At 40.2% G+C, this 14728-nt stretch carries 19 protein-coding genes; 14 read left to right on the top strand and 5 right to left on the bottom strand.

Going from position 1 to position 14728, the window contains the following annotated elements:
• Positions 1 to 3 precede the first annotated feature (3 nt).
• From HT731_RS00200 to HT731_RS00165, 8 genes are all read left to right on the top strand, one after another.
• Positions 4 to 1329 carry a glycosyltransferase family 4 protein gene (locus HT731_RS00200; protein WP_173277128.1) on the top strand — a complete coding sequence of 442 codons (1326 nt, stop codon included), beginning with the start codon at positions 4 to 6 and terminating at the stop codon, positions 1327 to 1329.
• A gap of 30 nt (positions 1330 to 1359) precedes the next feature.
• Positions 1360 to 1536 (top strand): PspC domain-containing protein, encoded by a 177-nt coding sequence (locus HT731_RS00195; protein WP_025171705.1) that lies wholly within the window; start codon positions 1360 to 1362, stop codon positions 1534 to 1536.
• A 58-nt stretch (positions 1537 to 1594) separates the two neighbouring features.
• Complete coding sequence (locus HT731_RS00190; RefSeq protein ID WP_000863859.1) at positions 1595 to 1729, top strand: DUF4044 domain-containing protein; 135 nt, start codon at positions 1595 to 1597, stop codon at positions 1727 to 1729.
• A gap of 63 nt (positions 1730 to 1792) precedes the next feature.
• Positions 1793 to 3103 (top strand): GTPase ObgE, encoded by a 1311-nt coding sequence (gene obgE / locus HT731_RS00185; RefSeq protein WP_173277126.1) that lies wholly within the window; start codon positions 1793 to 1795, stop codon positions 3101 to 3103.
• Positions 3104 to 3112: 9 nt separating this feature from the next.
• Positions 3113 to 3268, top strand: a complete 156-nt coding sequence (locus HT731_RS00180) for a hypothetical protein (protein ID WP_173277125.1) — start codon at positions 3113 to 3115, stop codon at positions 3266 to 3268.
• A gap of 411 nt (positions 3269 to 3679) precedes the next feature.
• Positions 3680 to 4321, top strand: coding sequence for an amino acid ABC transporter permease (locus tag HT731_RS00175; protein ID WP_000120835.1), 642 nt, complete (start codon positions 3680 to 3682; stop codon positions 4319 to 4321).
• 9 nt (positions 4322 to 4330) lie between these two features.
• Positions 4331 to 4960, top strand: coding sequence for an amino acid ABC transporter ATP-binding protein (locus HT731_RS00170; RefSeq protein WP_173277123.1), 630 nt, complete (start codon positions 4331 to 4333; stop codon positions 4958 to 4960).
• A 9-nt stretch (positions 4961 to 4969) separates the two neighbouring features.
• On the top strand, positions 4970 to 5809 hold the full coding sequence (locus HT731_RS00165) for an amino acid ABC transporter substrate-binding protein (RefSeq protein WP_173277121.1): 840 nt from the start codon (positions 4970 to 4972) through the stop codon (positions 5807 to 5809).
• Positions 5810 to 5869: 60 nt separating this feature from the next.
• On the opposite strand, the gene lysS is transcribed toward HT731_RS00165, so the two are convergent.
• The 5 genes from lysS to HT731_RS00140 all read right to left on the bottom strand — a co-directional run bounded on the left by lysS (position 5870) and on the right by HT731_RS00140 (position 10333).
• Positions 5870 to 7360: a lysine--tRNA ligase gene (gene lysS, locus HT731_RS00160; protein ID WP_000102449.1), complete on the bottom strand. Its 1491-nt coding sequence runs from the start codon at positions 7358 to 7360 to the stop codon at positions 5870 to 5872.
• A gap of 136 nt (positions 7361 to 7496) precedes the next feature.
• A complete protein-coding gene (locus HT731_RS00155) occupies positions 7497 to 8114 on the bottom strand; it encodes a histidine phosphatase family protein (RefSeq protein WP_033680476.1) in 618 nt (205 codons plus the stop codon).
• On the bottom strand, positions 8114 to 8596 hold the full coding sequence (locus HT731_RS00150; RefSeq protein ID WP_033680475.1) for an aminoacyl-tRNA deacylase: 483 nt from the start codon (positions 8594 to 8596) through the stop codon (positions 8114 to 8116). The genes HT731_RS00155 and HT731_RS00150 overlap by 1 nt, the downstream gene beginning before the upstream one ends.
• On the bottom strand, positions 8596 to 9438 hold the full coding sequence (locus HT731_RS00145) for a DUF368 domain-containing protein (RefSeq protein WP_173277119.1): 843 nt from the start codon (positions 9436 to 9438) through the stop codon (positions 8596 to 8598). The genes HT731_RS00150 and HT731_RS00145 overlap by 1 nt, the downstream gene beginning before the upstream one ends.
• A gap of 94 nt (positions 9439 to 9532) precedes the next feature.
• Entirely contained in the window at positions 9533 to 10333 is an 801-nt protein-coding gene (locus HT731_RS00140) for a glycoside hydrolase family 25 protein (protein ID WP_173277117.1), read from the bottom strand.
• 154 nt (positions 10334 to 10487) lie between these two features.
• On the opposite strand from HT731_RS00140, the gene glmU reads away from it, so the two are divergent.
• The 6 genes from glmU to HT731_RS00110 all read left to right on the top strand — a co-directional run bounded on the left by glmU (position 10488) and on the right by HT731_RS00110 (position 14720).
• Positions 10488 to 11867: a bifunctional UDP-N-acetylglucosamine diphosphorylase/glucosamine-1-phosphate N-acetyltransferase GlmU gene (gene glmU / locus HT731_RS00135; RefSeq protein ID WP_173277115.1), complete on the top strand. Its 1380-nt coding sequence runs from the start codon at positions 10488 to 10490 to the stop codon at positions 11865 to 11867.
• A gap of 9 nt (positions 11868 to 11876) precedes the next feature.
• Positions 11877 to 12422 (top strand): NUDIX hydrolase, encoded by a 546-nt coding sequence (locus HT731_RS00130; RefSeq protein ID WP_061759823.1) that lies wholly within the window; start codon positions 11877 to 11879, stop codon positions 12420 to 12422.
• 11 nt (positions 12423 to 12433) lie between these two features.
• Positions 12434 to 12745, top strand: coding sequence for a cell wall synthase accessory phosphoprotein MacP (gene macP, locus HT731_RS00125; RefSeq protein WP_061759824.1), 312 nt, complete (start codon positions 12434 to 12436; stop codon positions 12743 to 12745).
• Positions 12746 to 12761: 16 nt separating this feature from the next.
• On the top strand, positions 12762 to 13454 hold the full coding sequence (locus HT731_RS00120) for a 5'-methylthioadenosine/adenosylhomocysteine nucleosidase (protein ID WP_061759825.1): 693 nt from the start codon (positions 12762 to 12764) through the stop codon (positions 13452 to 13454).
• 76 nt (positions 13455 to 13530) lie between these two features.
• A complete protein-coding gene (gene rocS, locus HT731_RS00115) occupies positions 13531 to 14022 on the top strand; it encodes a chromosome segregation protein RocS (protein WP_000021242.1) in 492 nt (163 codons plus the stop codon).
• A 107-nt stretch (positions 14023 to 14129) separates the two neighbouring features.
• Positions 14130 to 14720, top strand: coding sequence for a 3'-5' exonuclease (locus HT731_RS00110; protein ID WP_061759826.1), 591 nt, complete (start codon positions 14130 to 14132; stop codon positions 14718 to 14720).
• The last annotated feature ends 8 nt before the right edge of the window (positions 14721 to 14728 follow it).

The following is a 14728-nucleotide window of genomic DNA, read 5'->3' as shown; positions in this document are numbered from 1 at the left end:
TCTATGCGAATTGGTTTATTTACAGATACCTATTTTCCTCAGGTTTCTGGTGTTGCGACCAGTATTCGAACTCTGAAAACAGAACTTGAAAAGCAGGGACATGTTGTTTTTATCTTTACGACGACGGATAAGGATGTCAATCGCTATGAAGATTGGCAAATTATCCGTATTCCAAGTGTTCCCTTCTTTGCTTTTAAGGATCGCCGCTTTGCCTACCGAGGATTTAGCAAGGCGCTTGAAATTGCCAAACAGTATCAACTGGATGTTATCCATACTCAGACAGAATTTTCTCTTGGTTTGTTGGGGATTTGGATTGCGCGTGAATTGGAAATTCCCGTCCTTCATACCTATCACACCCAGTATGAAGACTACGTGCATTATATTGCTAAGGGGATGTTGATTCGTCCTAGTATGGTCAAGTATCTGGTCAGAGGTTTCCTGCATGATGTGGATGGGGTTATTTGTCCGAGTGAGATTGTCCGTGACTTGCTATCTGACTATAAGGTCAAGGTTGAAAAGAGGGTCATTCCAACTGGAATTGAATTAGCTAAGTTTGAGCGTCCAGAAATCAAGCAAGAAAATTTAAAAGAACTGCGTAGTAAATTAGGAATTCAAGATGATGAAAAGATGTTGCTCAGTCTTTCCAGAATTTCCTATGAAAAAAATATTCAAGCAGTATTAGCAGCCTTTGCAGAAGTTCTGATAGAGGAAGACAAGGTCAAACTGGTGGTAGCTGGGGATGGTCCTTATCTGGATGACCTTAAAGAACAAGCCCAGAAACTAGAGATTCAAGACTCCGTTATCTTTACAGGGATGATTGCTCCTAGTGAGACGGCTCTTTACTATAAGGCGGCAGATTTCTTCATCTCGGCATCGACAAGTGAAACGCAAGGTTTGACATACTTGGAAAGCTTAGCTAGTGGAACGCCTGTCATTGCTCACGGAAATCCTTATCTGGACAATCTTATCAGTGATAAAATGTTTGGAACCTTGTATTACGGTGAACATGATTTGGCTGGAGCTATTTTAGAGGCTCTAATTGCAACGCCAGATATGAATGAGCATACCTTATCAGAAAAACTATACGAGATTTCAGCTGAGAACTTTGGAAAACGGGTGCATGAATTTTATTTGGATGCCATTATTTCAAATAATTTCGAGAAAGATTTAGCCAAAGATGATACGGTTAGTCAGCGTATCTTTAAGACAGTTCTGTACCTTCCGCAACAGGTGGTTGCTGTACCGGTAAAAGGCTCTAGACGGATGCTAAAGGCATCAAAAACACAGCTGATTAGCATGAGAGATTATTGGAAAGACCGTGAAGAATAGAAAAGAGGAAAAGCTATGAAAAAACAATTAATGAGAAGTGGTCGTGATAAAAAGATTGCTGGTGTTTGTGCCGGGGTGGCCTATTATCTAGATATGGATCCGACTATTGTTCGAGTTATTTGGGGTGTCCTTGCTTGCTGTTACGGAGCTGGAATTGTAGCTTATATCATTTTATGGATTATTGCACCAGTAGCAAGTGACTATTGAAAACTAGCTCAATTCATGCTAAGATAATAGAAAATAGAATGTAACGAAGGAGAGAAAAATGGCATTTGGAGATAATGGAAATCGTAAAAAAACTATGTTTGAGAAAATAACCTTGTTTATCGTGATTATCATGCTAGTAGCAAGTTTATTGGGAATTTTTGCAACTGCAATTGGTGCCCTCAGTAATCTATAAAATAGATTCAAGAAAATTTTGTGACTGGGATTTCCCAGCCCTTTTTTAAAGTGAGAAGAAAAAATGAGTATGTTTTTAGATACAGCCAAGATCAAGGTCAAGGCTGGTAATGGTGGTGATGGCATGGTTGCCTTTCGCCGTGAAAAATATGTCCCTAATGGTGGTCCTTGGGGTGGTGATGGTGGTCGTGGAGGTAATGTAGTCTTTGTTGTAGATGAAGGGTTACGTACCTTGATGGATTTCCGCTACAATCGTCATTTCAAGGCTGATTCTGGTGAAAAAGGGATGACCAAAGGGATGCATGGTCGTGGTGCTGATGACCTTAGAGTTCGAGTGCCACAAGGTACGACTGTTCGTGATGCAGAGACTGGCAAGGTCTTAACAGATTTGATTGAACATGGGCAAGAATTTATCGTTGCTCACGGTGGACGTGGTGGACGTGGAAATATCCGCTTTGCGACACCAAAAAATCCTGCACCTGAAATCTCTGAAAATGGAGAGCCAGGTCAGGAACGTGAGTTACAATTGGAACTAAAAATCTTGGCAGATGTCGGTTTAGTAGGTTTCCCATCTGTAGGGAAATCAACACTTTTAAGTGTTATCACATCTGCTAAACCAAAAATCGGTGCCTACCATTTTACGACTATTGTACCAAATCTAGGAATGGTTCGTACCCAATCAGGTGAATCCTTTGCAGTAGCCGATCTGCCAGGTTTGATTGAAGGGGCTAGTCAAGGTGTTGGTCTGGGGACCCAGTTCCTCCGTCACATCGAGCGTACACGTGTTATCCTCCATATCATTGATATGTCAGCTAGTGAAGGCCGTGACCCTTATGAGGACTATCTTGCTATTAACAAGGAATTGGAGTCATACAATCTTCGCCTCATGGAACGTCCACAGATTATCGTAGCCAACAAAATGGACATGCCTGAGAGTCAGGAAAATCTTGCAGAATTTAAGAAAAAATTAGCTGAAAACTACGATGAATTTGAAGAGTTACCAGCAATCTTCCCGATTTCTGGTTTGACCAAGCAAGGTCTGGCAACGCTCTTGGATGCTACAGCTGAATTGTTAGACAAGACACCAGAATTCTTACTATACGACGAGTCAGATATGGAAGAAGAAGCTTACTATGGCTTTGACGAGGAAGAGAAAGCATTTGAAATTAGTCGTGATGATGATGCAACATGGGTGCTTTCTGGTGAAAAACTCATGAAACTCTTTAATATGACTAACTTTGATCGTGACGAATCAGTCATGAAATTTGCCCGTCAATTACGTGGTATGGGTGTTGATGAAGCCCTTCGTGCGCGTGGTGCTAAAGATGGTGACTTGGTCCGCATTGGTAAATTTGAGTTTGAATTTGTAGACTAGGAGATTGGTATGGGAGATAAACCGATATCTTTCCGAGATGCGGATGGCAATTTTGTTTCCGCCGCAGACGTTTGGAATGAAAAGAAATTGGAAGAACTATTTAATCGTCTCAATCCAAATCGTGCCCTGAGATTGGCACGAACCAAAAATGAAAATCCATCTTAAATAAGGAAAATAAAACTCTAATTATCAGTCCAGTTAACTGTAACAAATAGAAGCTAAGATCGAGAAAGGGCAAAATTTGTTCTTTCTTTTTGTATGCTTATACTCTTCGAAAATTTCTTCAAACGACGTCAGCGTCGCCTTACCGTACTCAAGTACAGCTTGCGGCTAGCTTCCTAGTTTGCTTTTTAATTTTAATTGAGTATCAGTTATAGTAGAGTGGAATAGAATATGGACAAATAGATTAGGGAATTCAAATCAAATGTCTAACAAGGCTCTAGAAGTTATGTTATTCTATTCTAGATTCAAAAAACTACACTTTTTCTGTTAAAAAAAGAATTTTTTTACAAAAATGATTGGTTATTTAGTTTATTTATGCTATAATAGGAACAATTATTTTTAGGAGGTGCTAGTATGTCTTATTTGTTTGAGATATTACCGAGTTTATTGAGCGGTGCAAGCATGACTTTACAGGTGTTTGCACTGGTCTTGATTTTTTCTATTCCTTTGGGCGTTTTGATTGCCTTTGCCTTGCAAGTCCATTGGAAGCTCCTCCATCATCTGATTAACATTTATATCTGGATTATGCGGGGCACACCCTTGCTCTTACAATTGATCTTTATCTATTATGTGCTCCCGAGTATTGGGATTCGTTTGGATCGCCTTCCTGCGGCCATTATTGCCTTTGTTCTAAATTATGCGGCTTACTTTGCTGAAATCTTCCGTGGGGGAATTGATACCATTCCTAAAGGTCAATATGAAGCTGCTAAGGTTTTGAAGTTTAGTCCCTTTGACACAGTTCGCTATATTATCTTACCTCAGGTAACCAAGATTGTTCTTCCTAGCGTGTTTAATGAAGTTATGAGTTTGGTCAAGGATACCTCTCTGGTCTATGCTCTAGGTATTTCTGACCTTATCTTGGCTAGTCGAACAGCTGCCAACCGTGATGCTAGCCTGGTTCCTATGTTCTTGGCAGGAGCCATTTACTTGATTTTGATTGGTATTGTGACCATTCTTGCCAAAAAAGTTGAGAAGAAGTATAGTTACTATAGATAGGAGGCAACCATGTTAGAATTACGAAATATCAATAAGGGATTTGGTGAAAAGCAAATTTTGTCCAATTTTAGTTTAAGAATTCCTGAAAAGCAAATCCTGGCTATCGTTGGGCCTTCTGGTGGAGGTAAGACAACTCTCTTACGTATGCTTGCGGGTCTTGAAACCATTGATTCAGGGCAAATCTTTTATAATGGAGAACCTTTAGAACTGGATGAATTGGAGAAGCGGAATTTACTGGGATTTGTATTCCAAGATTTTCAACTTTTCCCTCATTTATCAGTTTTAGATAATTTGACCTTATCACCTGTGAAGACTATGGGGATGAAGCAGGAAGAGGCTGAGAAGAAGGCGCGAGGGCTTTTGGAACAGTTAGGACTGGCTGGTCATGCAGACGCCTATCCCTTCTCACTATCTGGTGGGCAAAAGCAACGGGTGGCCTTGGCGCGTGCTATGATGATTGACCCAGAAATCATTGGCTACGATGAACCAACTTCTGCTCTGGATCCAGAATTGCGCTTGGAAGTGGAAAAACTGATCTTGCAAAATAGGGACCTTGGTATGACGCAGATTGTTGTTACCCATGATTTACAATTCGCTGAAAATATCGCAGATCAAATTCTCAAGGTTGAGCCCAAGTAGGAGGTGCCGATGACTAATAAGAAAATTGCTTTAGTATTGGTTTCTCTCCTGACTCTCTTTTTAACAGCTTGTACTCAGAAGGCTAGCGATCCAAAGCAGGATAACTGGGATAAGTATCAAGAGCAGGGAACGATTACTATTGGTTTTGACAATACCTTTGTTCCCATGGGTTTTGAAGAAAAGAATGGGCAATATACAGGCTTTGATATTGACTTAGCAGAAGCTGTCTCTGAAAAATTAGGTTTTAAGGTTCAATTTCAGCCAATAGACTGGGATATGAAGGAGACGGAACTGCAGAATGGAACCATAGACGCTATTTGGAATGGCTATTCTGCCACTGATGAACGCCGAGAAAAGGTTGCCTTTAGCATTCCATATATGGAAAATCAGCAGGTTCTGGTTGCTAAGAAAAGCCAGCAAATTCGTTCAGTAGAGGAGATGAAGGATAAGACCTTGGGAGCCCAAGCAGGTTCCTCTGGTTATTTAGACTTTGAAGCTCAGCCAGACTTACTGAAAAATCGTGTTCAAGACCAGAAGGCCAATCAATACCAGAGTTTCAATGAAGCCTTGATTGATTTGAAGAATGATAGAATTGATGCCTTGTTGATTGACCGAGTGTATGCTAATTATTACCTCCAGTCTGAAGGGATATTAAATGACTATAATGTCTTTTCAGCAGGATTTGAAAGTGAATCTTTTGCAGTCGGAGTCAGGCCTGCTGACAAAAGATTACTCCAAGATTTAAACCAAGCCTTTATCGCACTATACCAAGAAGGTAAGTTCCAAGAAATCAGACAAAAATGGTTTGGAGAAGATGTAGCAACCAAAGAAGTGAAAAGTAGAGATTGAGTTTTTCCTCAGTCTCTTTTTGCATCAAAAATCCCCTGGCAAGTACCAGAGGATAAGAGTTTATTTCATTGTTGGGAAGAGCAATACATCACGGATAGTAGTTGTATCAGTGAGGAGCATGCAAAGACGGTCGATACCGATTCCCAAACCACCTGTTGGTGGCATACCGTATTCAAGGGCTTCAATGTAGTCGTAGTCGATTCCTGTCGCTTCATCGTCACCAAGTTCTTTGGCTTTAGCTTGGGCTTCAAAACGGCTAAGCTGGTCGATTGGATCGTTGAGCTCAGTAAAGGCATTACCGTACTCCTTAGTCATGATGAAGAGTTCGAAACGGTCAGTAAAGCGCTCATCTTCAGGATTTTTCTTAGCAAGTGGAGATACAGCTACTGGATGTCCATAGACAAAGGTTGGTTGGATTAAAGTTTCTTCAACAAACTCTTCAAAGAAGGCGTTGATAATGTGGCCAACTTCAGTGTAGTGTTTTTCAACAGGGACTTTCTTCTCAGCAGCGATAGCTTTGGCTTCTTCAAAAGTCATGTCTTTCCAGAAATCGACACCTGTAATTTCCTTGATAGCATCCACCATATGAACACGTTTAAATGGTTCATTGATTTTGATTTCAGTACCTTGATAGTTAACTGGACCATCGCCTTTAACTGATTTAGCAGCGTGTTGGATAATACCTTCAGTCAAGTCCATGATATCTTGGAAGTCTGCATAAGCTTGGTAAACTTCGATAGAAGTAAACTCAGGGTTATGAGTAGCATCCATTCCTTCGTTACGGAAGATACGGCCGATTTCATAGACACGCTCCATACCACCAACGATAAGGCGTTTTAAGTGAAGCTCAGTCGCGATACGAAGCACCATGTCAATGTTTTGAGCGTTGTGGTGAGTGATAAACGGACGAGCAGCAGCACCACCAGCTTCGTTATGAAGAACAGGTGTTTCCACTTCAAGGAATCCTTTTTGATCAAGGTAACGACGGATTTCAGAGATGATTTTTGAACGAGTAACAAAGCGTTCAAAGCTTTCACGGTTTGAAATCAAATCAAGGTAACGTTTACGGTAAATAGTTTCAACGTCTGTTAAACCGTGGAATTTCTCTGGAAGCGGACGAAGGGCTTTGGACAAGTGAGTGATATGTGTAGCCTTGATAGAGAGTTCTCCCATATCTGTACGCATCACTTCGCCTTCGACACCAAGGAAGTCTCCTAAGTCAGCCTTTTTAAAGATTTCGTAGTTTTCTTCACCGACAGCATCTTTACGAACGTAGATTTGAATCTGGCCTTCGCGGTCTTGAAGGTGGGCAAAACCTACTTTACCTTTACCACGTTTGGTTACCAAGCGTCCTGCGATAGTAGCTGTTTCGTTTTTATCATGTAATTGTTCTTTATCGAGATCAGCATATTTATCTTTTAATTCTTGTGAATTTGCAGTGCGTTCAAAGCGTTTTCCGAAAGGATCGATTCCTTGTTCACGGAGCGCAGCCATTTTTTCACGGCGAACGATCTGCTGGTCATTTAGTTCTTCCATATGTTCTGTTGACATGGGATCCTCCTAGTTTTACTCAAAATTGAATACGATGAGTCATTTTTTGCGATACTCCCATTTTATCATAAATATCCAAGAAATTCACGGATAATCTTTAAAAACTAAAAAGAACTTGACACTAAAATCAAGTTCTTTATTGATAAGAGGTATCATTCCACGTATCAAGAGTGAATTTTTCAAAATCATGGGTTTCTAAAATTGTTAGGCTGGCATTTGCTAGACCGCCATCTTTACGAAGAAGTGGCTCTTTATAACCTAGAAGAGTACGAAGACTGGCAGTAAGATTGGCGCCGTGACCGACAATTAGAATACGCTCAGCTGGACTATCTTTGAGTGATTTGATAAATTGGATGGTTCGTTGCGTGGTGCTATAAAGGGATTCAGCTCCGAACATTTGAGTGTCAAATTTAGCAAGATTAGATCGGAAAGCTTTGATTTGTTGCGGATAAATAGCTTCCAAGGTTGCAATTTTCAAACCTTCCAACTTACCCAGCTGCCATTCACGAAGATTAGGAACACTTTCTAAAGGACAGGGAGTCTGGAGTTGACTTTGGATAATCTCGGCAGATCTGACCGCTCGAGGTAAATCACTTGAATAAATCTGATTAAAAGGAACATCCTTGAGATACTGGCCAAGTTGTTTTAGGGTGTCAATGGATTCAGGAAGAAGGGGAGAGTCTCCACTGGCACCTTGAAAGCGTCCTTCTTGGTTCCAGACTGTACGACCGTGGCGGACAAAGTAGAGTTTCATTACTTGCTGTCCTCCAAGATATCTACAAAGTCAGCCTTTACAAAACTAGCCAAGTCTTGTGGTGCGACGATAATGCTGTGACCAACTTCGCCTGCAGAGACAATCATTTGATCCAAGTCTAGAGCAATCTTATCGATAAAAATGGGGTAATTGTGTTTCTGACGAATGCCAACTGGATTATTGGCTCCATGAATGTAACCAGTTGTTTTTTCCAAGTCCTTTTGGGGAATCATGCTCACTTTTTTATTGCCAGAAATTTTAGCTAGTTTCTTTTCAGACAAGTGTTGGGTGATAGGGACAATTCCGATAATCGGTCCTGTCTTGTCTCCCAAAAGAGCCAAGGTTTTAAAAATCTGATTTCGTTCATAGCCTTGAGGAAGCTCTCCTTCCAGGGCATTGATTTGAATCCCCTGATGTGGGATACCTGCTTTGGACAGGATTTGTTCCACCAATGTTTTTTTGACTTTAACTTTTTTTGCCATTATTTATACTTATCCTCCAATTGGCTCATCCAAATACCAAGCCAGATTCCCAGTGCAAAGAAGAAGGCGATGATGACATAACCGACAAGAGAAATACCGGTGTACTGGATACTTTCAGCATTTCCTGCATTTGGAATCAAGATCAAAAGGGTACTTGATAGGACGATACCGATGATGAAATGATAGACACGTGAGTGGTAGTTGTTTAAGGCATAATCCATCAATTTTGAAAAAATGATGAGAGTTGCACCAGCACCGATTCCAATCGGGAAGAAGGTTCCCAAGAGGTCAAAGGTTTTAAAACCAGTCAACATAGGAGCGTAGAGTCCCAAAATCAAAAGTAGGTTTGATGGACTGAGGCCCGGAACTAATACGCCAAGAGCCAGCAGTGCACCTGCTAGGACGAAATTAAGAAAGTTGGCACTTAAGGTTCCAACGACAAAATTTAAGGCATAGAGTCCTAATCCAGAAATGATAAAGGTTGTCCAGAACCAAGCCAAATCAATCTTGTCTCGGTCAGATTCTCGAGTTGATTCTTTGAGGAGGCTAGGAACTGTACCAATGATGGCACCCGCGAAGCTCCATAAGACAAAGACCTGATAATTTTCAAGTAGGTATTCAATCGGGTAGGAAAATAAGCCGATTCCCAGAAGCATACCGATGGCAACTGGAATAAAGTACAAAACATTTTCTTTAAAGTCTTTAAAGGGGTGGGCCAGAAAGCCAATCATCCGTTCATATATTCCTAAGATTGCTGCTAGAACCCCTCCCGAAATTCCCGGTAAGATAAATCCAAGAGCAATCACAATTCCTTTAATAACACGTGCTAACCATGAGAACATATACTTCCTCCAACTATTTCTATTTCAAAAAATCCTTACTATATTGTATCACAATCAAACACAAAAAGAAAAAGCAAATGCTACACAAATGCTTTTAAGGTTTTAAAAAGAGTTTTCTAAAGGTTTCTTCTTTGTTTTTTAAGGAAGAGATGACGTTGATATCCAAATCGTGGTCAAAGCCGGCAATTTTTCCTTTAGAAGTGTACTGGTGGATATCGTAATCTAAGTCCGTATTAGGTTTGGTTTCGAAAAATCCAGTATTTGATCCATAGGAGGGAATCCAAACAGACGTAAACTTGCCTGTATCAATACTGTGTTCTTTCATGAAATAGACACCAATGTAGATTCCGATATTTTTAGCACCAAGTGATTCTAGCTTTGCTCGAAAGGCTTCAACACCTTCGTTCATATTAGACATGGTTTTTTCTTCCACATCTAGCCAATAGTAACTAGGGCTGTATGGTGAAGAGGCGTTATAGAATACTTCAGCGGCTTTTTCCATTTCTTGGACATTTTTTCCAGCTAAATAAGCATAGACACCAATTGGGACATTTCGTTTTTGAAACTCAGTAATATGAGTTTTAAAGGCCTTATCTACCCCATTAACAAAGGCAGCATCGTTCTCTTTGGACGTTTGAGCGCCACTATGGACGCGAACAATAGCTCCAGAAATGTTTTGGGACAGAGTATCGTAATTAATTTCCTCAGGACGCTGCCAACCAGAAACATCAATTACCGGTTTATCTATATTGTGTAGCGCTTGTGTTTCTACTTGCGCAATATTTGACTTTGTTTTTACAGGATGGTCCTCAAAACGAGGGCGATTCAGGATTAAAATGAAAATCATAACCCCAAAAAAACCAAATAAAATAAGCGGATTAAATTTCTTTCTCATATTTCATCATTTTACCTTAAAAATGAAAAAAAATCAAAAATAATACTCAAAAAATGGGTTAAGAAAGGACTTTAGAGCATTTTTTCATTCAAGGGCGCGGAATGATTTGAAATATGGTATAATAAAAGGGAATTTCTAGAGAAAAGAGAAGATTATGTCAAATTATGCCATTATTTTAGCAGCGGGTAAAGGGACTCGCATGAAATCTGATTTGCCAAAAGTTTTGCACAAGGTTGCGGGTATTTCTATGCTGGAACATGTTTTCCGTAGTGTGGGAGCTATCCAACCAGAAAAGACAGTAACAGTTGTCGGACACAAGGCAGAATTGGTTGAGGAGGTCTTGGCTGGACAGACAGAATTTGTGACTCAATCTGAGCAGTTAGGAACGGGTCATGCAGTTATGATGACAGAGCCTATTTTAGAAGGTTTATCAGGTCACACCTTGGTCATCGCAGGAGATACTCCTTTAATCACAGGTGAAAGCTTGAAAAACTTGATTGATTTCCACATCAATCATAAAAATGTGGCTACTATCTTGACTGCTGAAACAGATACTCCTTTCGGCTATGGACGAATTGTTCGTAATGATAATGCTGAAGTTCTTCGCATTGTTGAGCAGAAGGATGCTACAGATTTTGAAAAGCAAATCAAGGAAATCAACACTGGAACATACGTCTTTGACAACGAGCGTTTATTCGAGGCTTTGAAAAATATTAATACCAATAACGCTCAAGGTGAATATTATATTACAGATGTCATTGGCATTTTCCGTGAAGCTGGTGAAAAAGTTGGCGCTTATACTTTGAAAGATTTTGATGAGAGTCTTGGTGTAAATGACCGTGTAGCTCTTGCGACTGCTGAGTCGGTTATGCGTCGTCGCATCAATCATCAGCACATGGTCAATGGTGTTAGCTTTGTCAATCCAGAAGCAACTTATATCGATATTGATGTCGAGATCGCTCCTGAAGTTCAAATTGAAGCCAATGTTATCTTGAAGGGGCAAACGAAAATTGGTGCTGAGACTGTTTTGACAAATGGAACGTATGTAGTGGATAGCACTATCGGAGCAGGAGCTGTTATTACCAACTCTATGATTGAGGAAAGCAGTGTTGCAGACGGTGTGACAGTCGGTCCTTATGCCCACATTCGTCCAGGTTCAAGTCTAGCTGCCCAAGTTCATATTGGAAACTTTGTTGAGGTGAAAGGTTCTTCAATAGGTGAGAATACCAAGGCTGGTCATTTGACGTATATCGGAAACTGTGAAGTAGGTAGCAACGTTAATTTTGGTGCAGGAACCATTACAGTCAACTATGACGGCAAAAACAAATACAAGACAGTTATTGGCAACAATGTTTTTGTTGGTTCAAATTCAACCATTATTGCGCCAGTAGAACTTGGTGACAATTCCCTCGTTGGAGCTGGTTCAACTATTACTAAAGATGTTCCAGCGGATGCTATTGCTATTGGTCGTGGTCGTCAGGTCAACAAAGACGAATATGCAACACGCCTTCCTCATCATCCTAAGAATCAGTAGGAGCCTATCATGGAATTTGAAGAAAAAACGCTTAGCCGAAAAGAAATCTATCAAGGACCAATATTTAAACTGGTTCAAGATCAGGTTGAATTACCAGAAGGCAAAGGAGTTGCCCAACGGGATTTGATTTTCCATAACGGAGCTGTCTGTGTTTTAGCAGTAACGGATGAGAAAAAACTTATCTTGGTCAAGCAGTATCGCAAAGCTATCGAGGCTGTCTCTTACGAAATTCCAGCTGGAAAACTGGAAGTAGGAGAAAATACTGACCCTGTTGCAGCAGCTCTGCGTGAACTGGAGGAAGAAACATCCTATACAGGGAAATTAGAACTCTTGTACGATTTTTATTCAGCTATTGGCTTTTGTAATGAGAAGTTAAAACTATACCTAGCCAGCGATTTGACAAAGGTGGAAAATCCGCGTCCGCAGGATGAGGATGAAACCTTGGAAGTCCTTGAAGTGAGCCTAGAAGAAGCTAAGGAATTAATCCAATCAGGTCATATTTGTGATGCCAAGACAATTATGGCTGTTCAATATTGGGAATTGCACAAAAAATAGAGGAGGTTAGTATGGGTAAACCTTTATTAACGGATGAAATGATTGAAAGAGCTAATAGAGGCGAAAAAATTTCGGGTCCTCCTTTACTAGATGATGAGGAAACCAAGATTTTACCAACCTCTTCTTCCTATTTTGGTTATGCCAATCCAAAGGATCATGGTTTTAGCCAGGAAACCTTGAAGATTCAGGTCGAACCGTCTATTCATAAAAGCCGTCGCATTGAAAATACCAAGAGAAATATCTTCAATTCTAAATTGAATAAAATCTTATTTGCAGTCATCTTTCTCTTGATTTTGCTTGTCTTAGCAATGAAACTTTTGTAATAGAAAAGGAATTGAAATGAAAATAGGAATTATAGCTGCTATGCCAGAAGAACTGGCTTATCTGGTCCAGCATTTAGACAATGCCCAAGAGCAAATTGTTTTGGGGAATACCTATCATACAGGAACCATTGCTTCGCATGAAGTCGTTCTCGTAGAGAGTGGAATTGGTAAAGTCATGTCTGCTATGAGTGTGGCGATTTTGGCTGATCATTTCCAAGTGGATGCTTTGATTAACACAGGATCTGCTGGGGCAGTAGCAGAGGGTATTTCTGTTGGAGATGTTGTGATTGCTGACAAATTAGCCTATCATGACGTGGATGTTACAGCTTTTGGATATGCTTATGGACAAATGGCGCAACAACCGCTTTATTTCGAATCAGATAAAACTTTTGTTGCTAAAATCCAAGAAAGTTTATCTCGATTGGACCAAAAATGGCATCTTGGATTGATTGCTACAGGAGATAGTTTTGTTGCAGGAAATGATAAGATAGAAGCGATTAAGTCCCATTTCCCAGATGTTTTGGCTGTTGAGATGGAGGGGGCAGCTATTGCTCAGGCAGCGCATGCCCTTAATCTTCCAGTCTTAGTCATCCGAGCTATGAGTGATAATGCCAACCATGAAGCAAACATCTCTTTTGATGAGTTTATTATCGAAGCTGGACGTCGCTCTGCCCAAGTCTTATTAGCCTTTTTGAAGGCTTTAGATTAAGCGAAAATTTGACAGTTTTTCTAGCTTATGATAAGATTTAAGTAAAGAAAAGCTAGAAAACGTTTCAGAGGATATTATGAGTATTGAAATGACCGTCAGTGAGATTGCAGAGGTCTTAGGATTATCTCGCCAAGCAATCAATAACCGTGTCAAAGAATTACCAGAAGAAGACACAGATAAAAATGACAAAGGGGTAACAGTAGTTACTAGAAGCGGCTTGATTAAGCTAGAAGAAATCTATAAAAAAACGATTTTTGAAGATGAGCCTGTCAGTGAAGATGTCAAGCAACGTGAACTGATGGAGATTCTAGTTGATGAGAAGAATGCAGAAATTCTCCGTCTTTATGAACAATTAAAAGCCAAGGATCGTCAGCTATCAGAAAAAGATGAGCAGATGCGCATCAAAGACCGTCAGATTGCTGAGAAAGACAAACAACTAGATCAGCAGCAACAATTGACTCTTCAAGCCATGAAGGATCAAGAAAATCTCAAGCTAGAGCTGGACCAAGCAAAAGAAGAAGTCCAATCCACTAAGAAAGGCTTTTTTGCTCGTTTATTTGGAGGATAATCAAGGAGCTGTTTAGGTTAAATGCTAACCTGATGGCTTCTTTTGTTTCTAAATAGTATAGTTGCTCAAATAGAATAAGAAGAGAGATAGTAGAAGAGAGGTATAGAATGGAACGATTAGAAGAGTACATTGCTTTTGACTTAGAATTTAATCAGCACGAAGGACAAACACACTTGATTCAAGTATCGGCAGTGCATTTTAGAGATGGACAGGAAATCGATGCCTATGATTCCTATGTTCATATCAATGTACCTCTAAAAAGCTTTATCAATGGTTTGACTGGGATTACGGCTGAGACCTTAAAAGATGCTCCTCCAGTGGAGGAAGTCATAAAAGAATTCCAAGAATTTGTGGGTTCTTTACCGATGGTAGGATACAATGCTGCTAAAAGTGATTTGCCTATTCTAGAAGAACATGGTTTAGACTACAGCCAGCAGTACAAGGTAGATCTGTATGATGAAGCTTTTGAACGTCGGAGTTCGGATTTACACGGTATTTCTAATCTCAAGTTGCAAACTGTTGCTTCATTTCTTGGATTTCAAGGTCAGTCTCATAATAGTTTAGAGGATGCACGGATGACAGCGCGTGTTTACGAGTCCTTCCTAGAGTCGGATCAAGCTAGAGAATTGTTAGAGACAGAAAGTAGTCTTTCAAACAATCCTTTTGGAGGCTTGGACTTGTCTCAATTATTTGACTAGGAGTGCCT

Source organism: Streptococcus sp. k-163 (assembly GCF_013277555.1).
Classification (GTDB): Bacteria; Bacillota; Bacilli; order Lactobacillales; family Streptococcaceae; genus Streptococcus.
The sequence above is the reverse complement of the archived record's forward strand: the minus strand, read 5'-3'. Positions and strand labels throughout refer to the sequence as shown.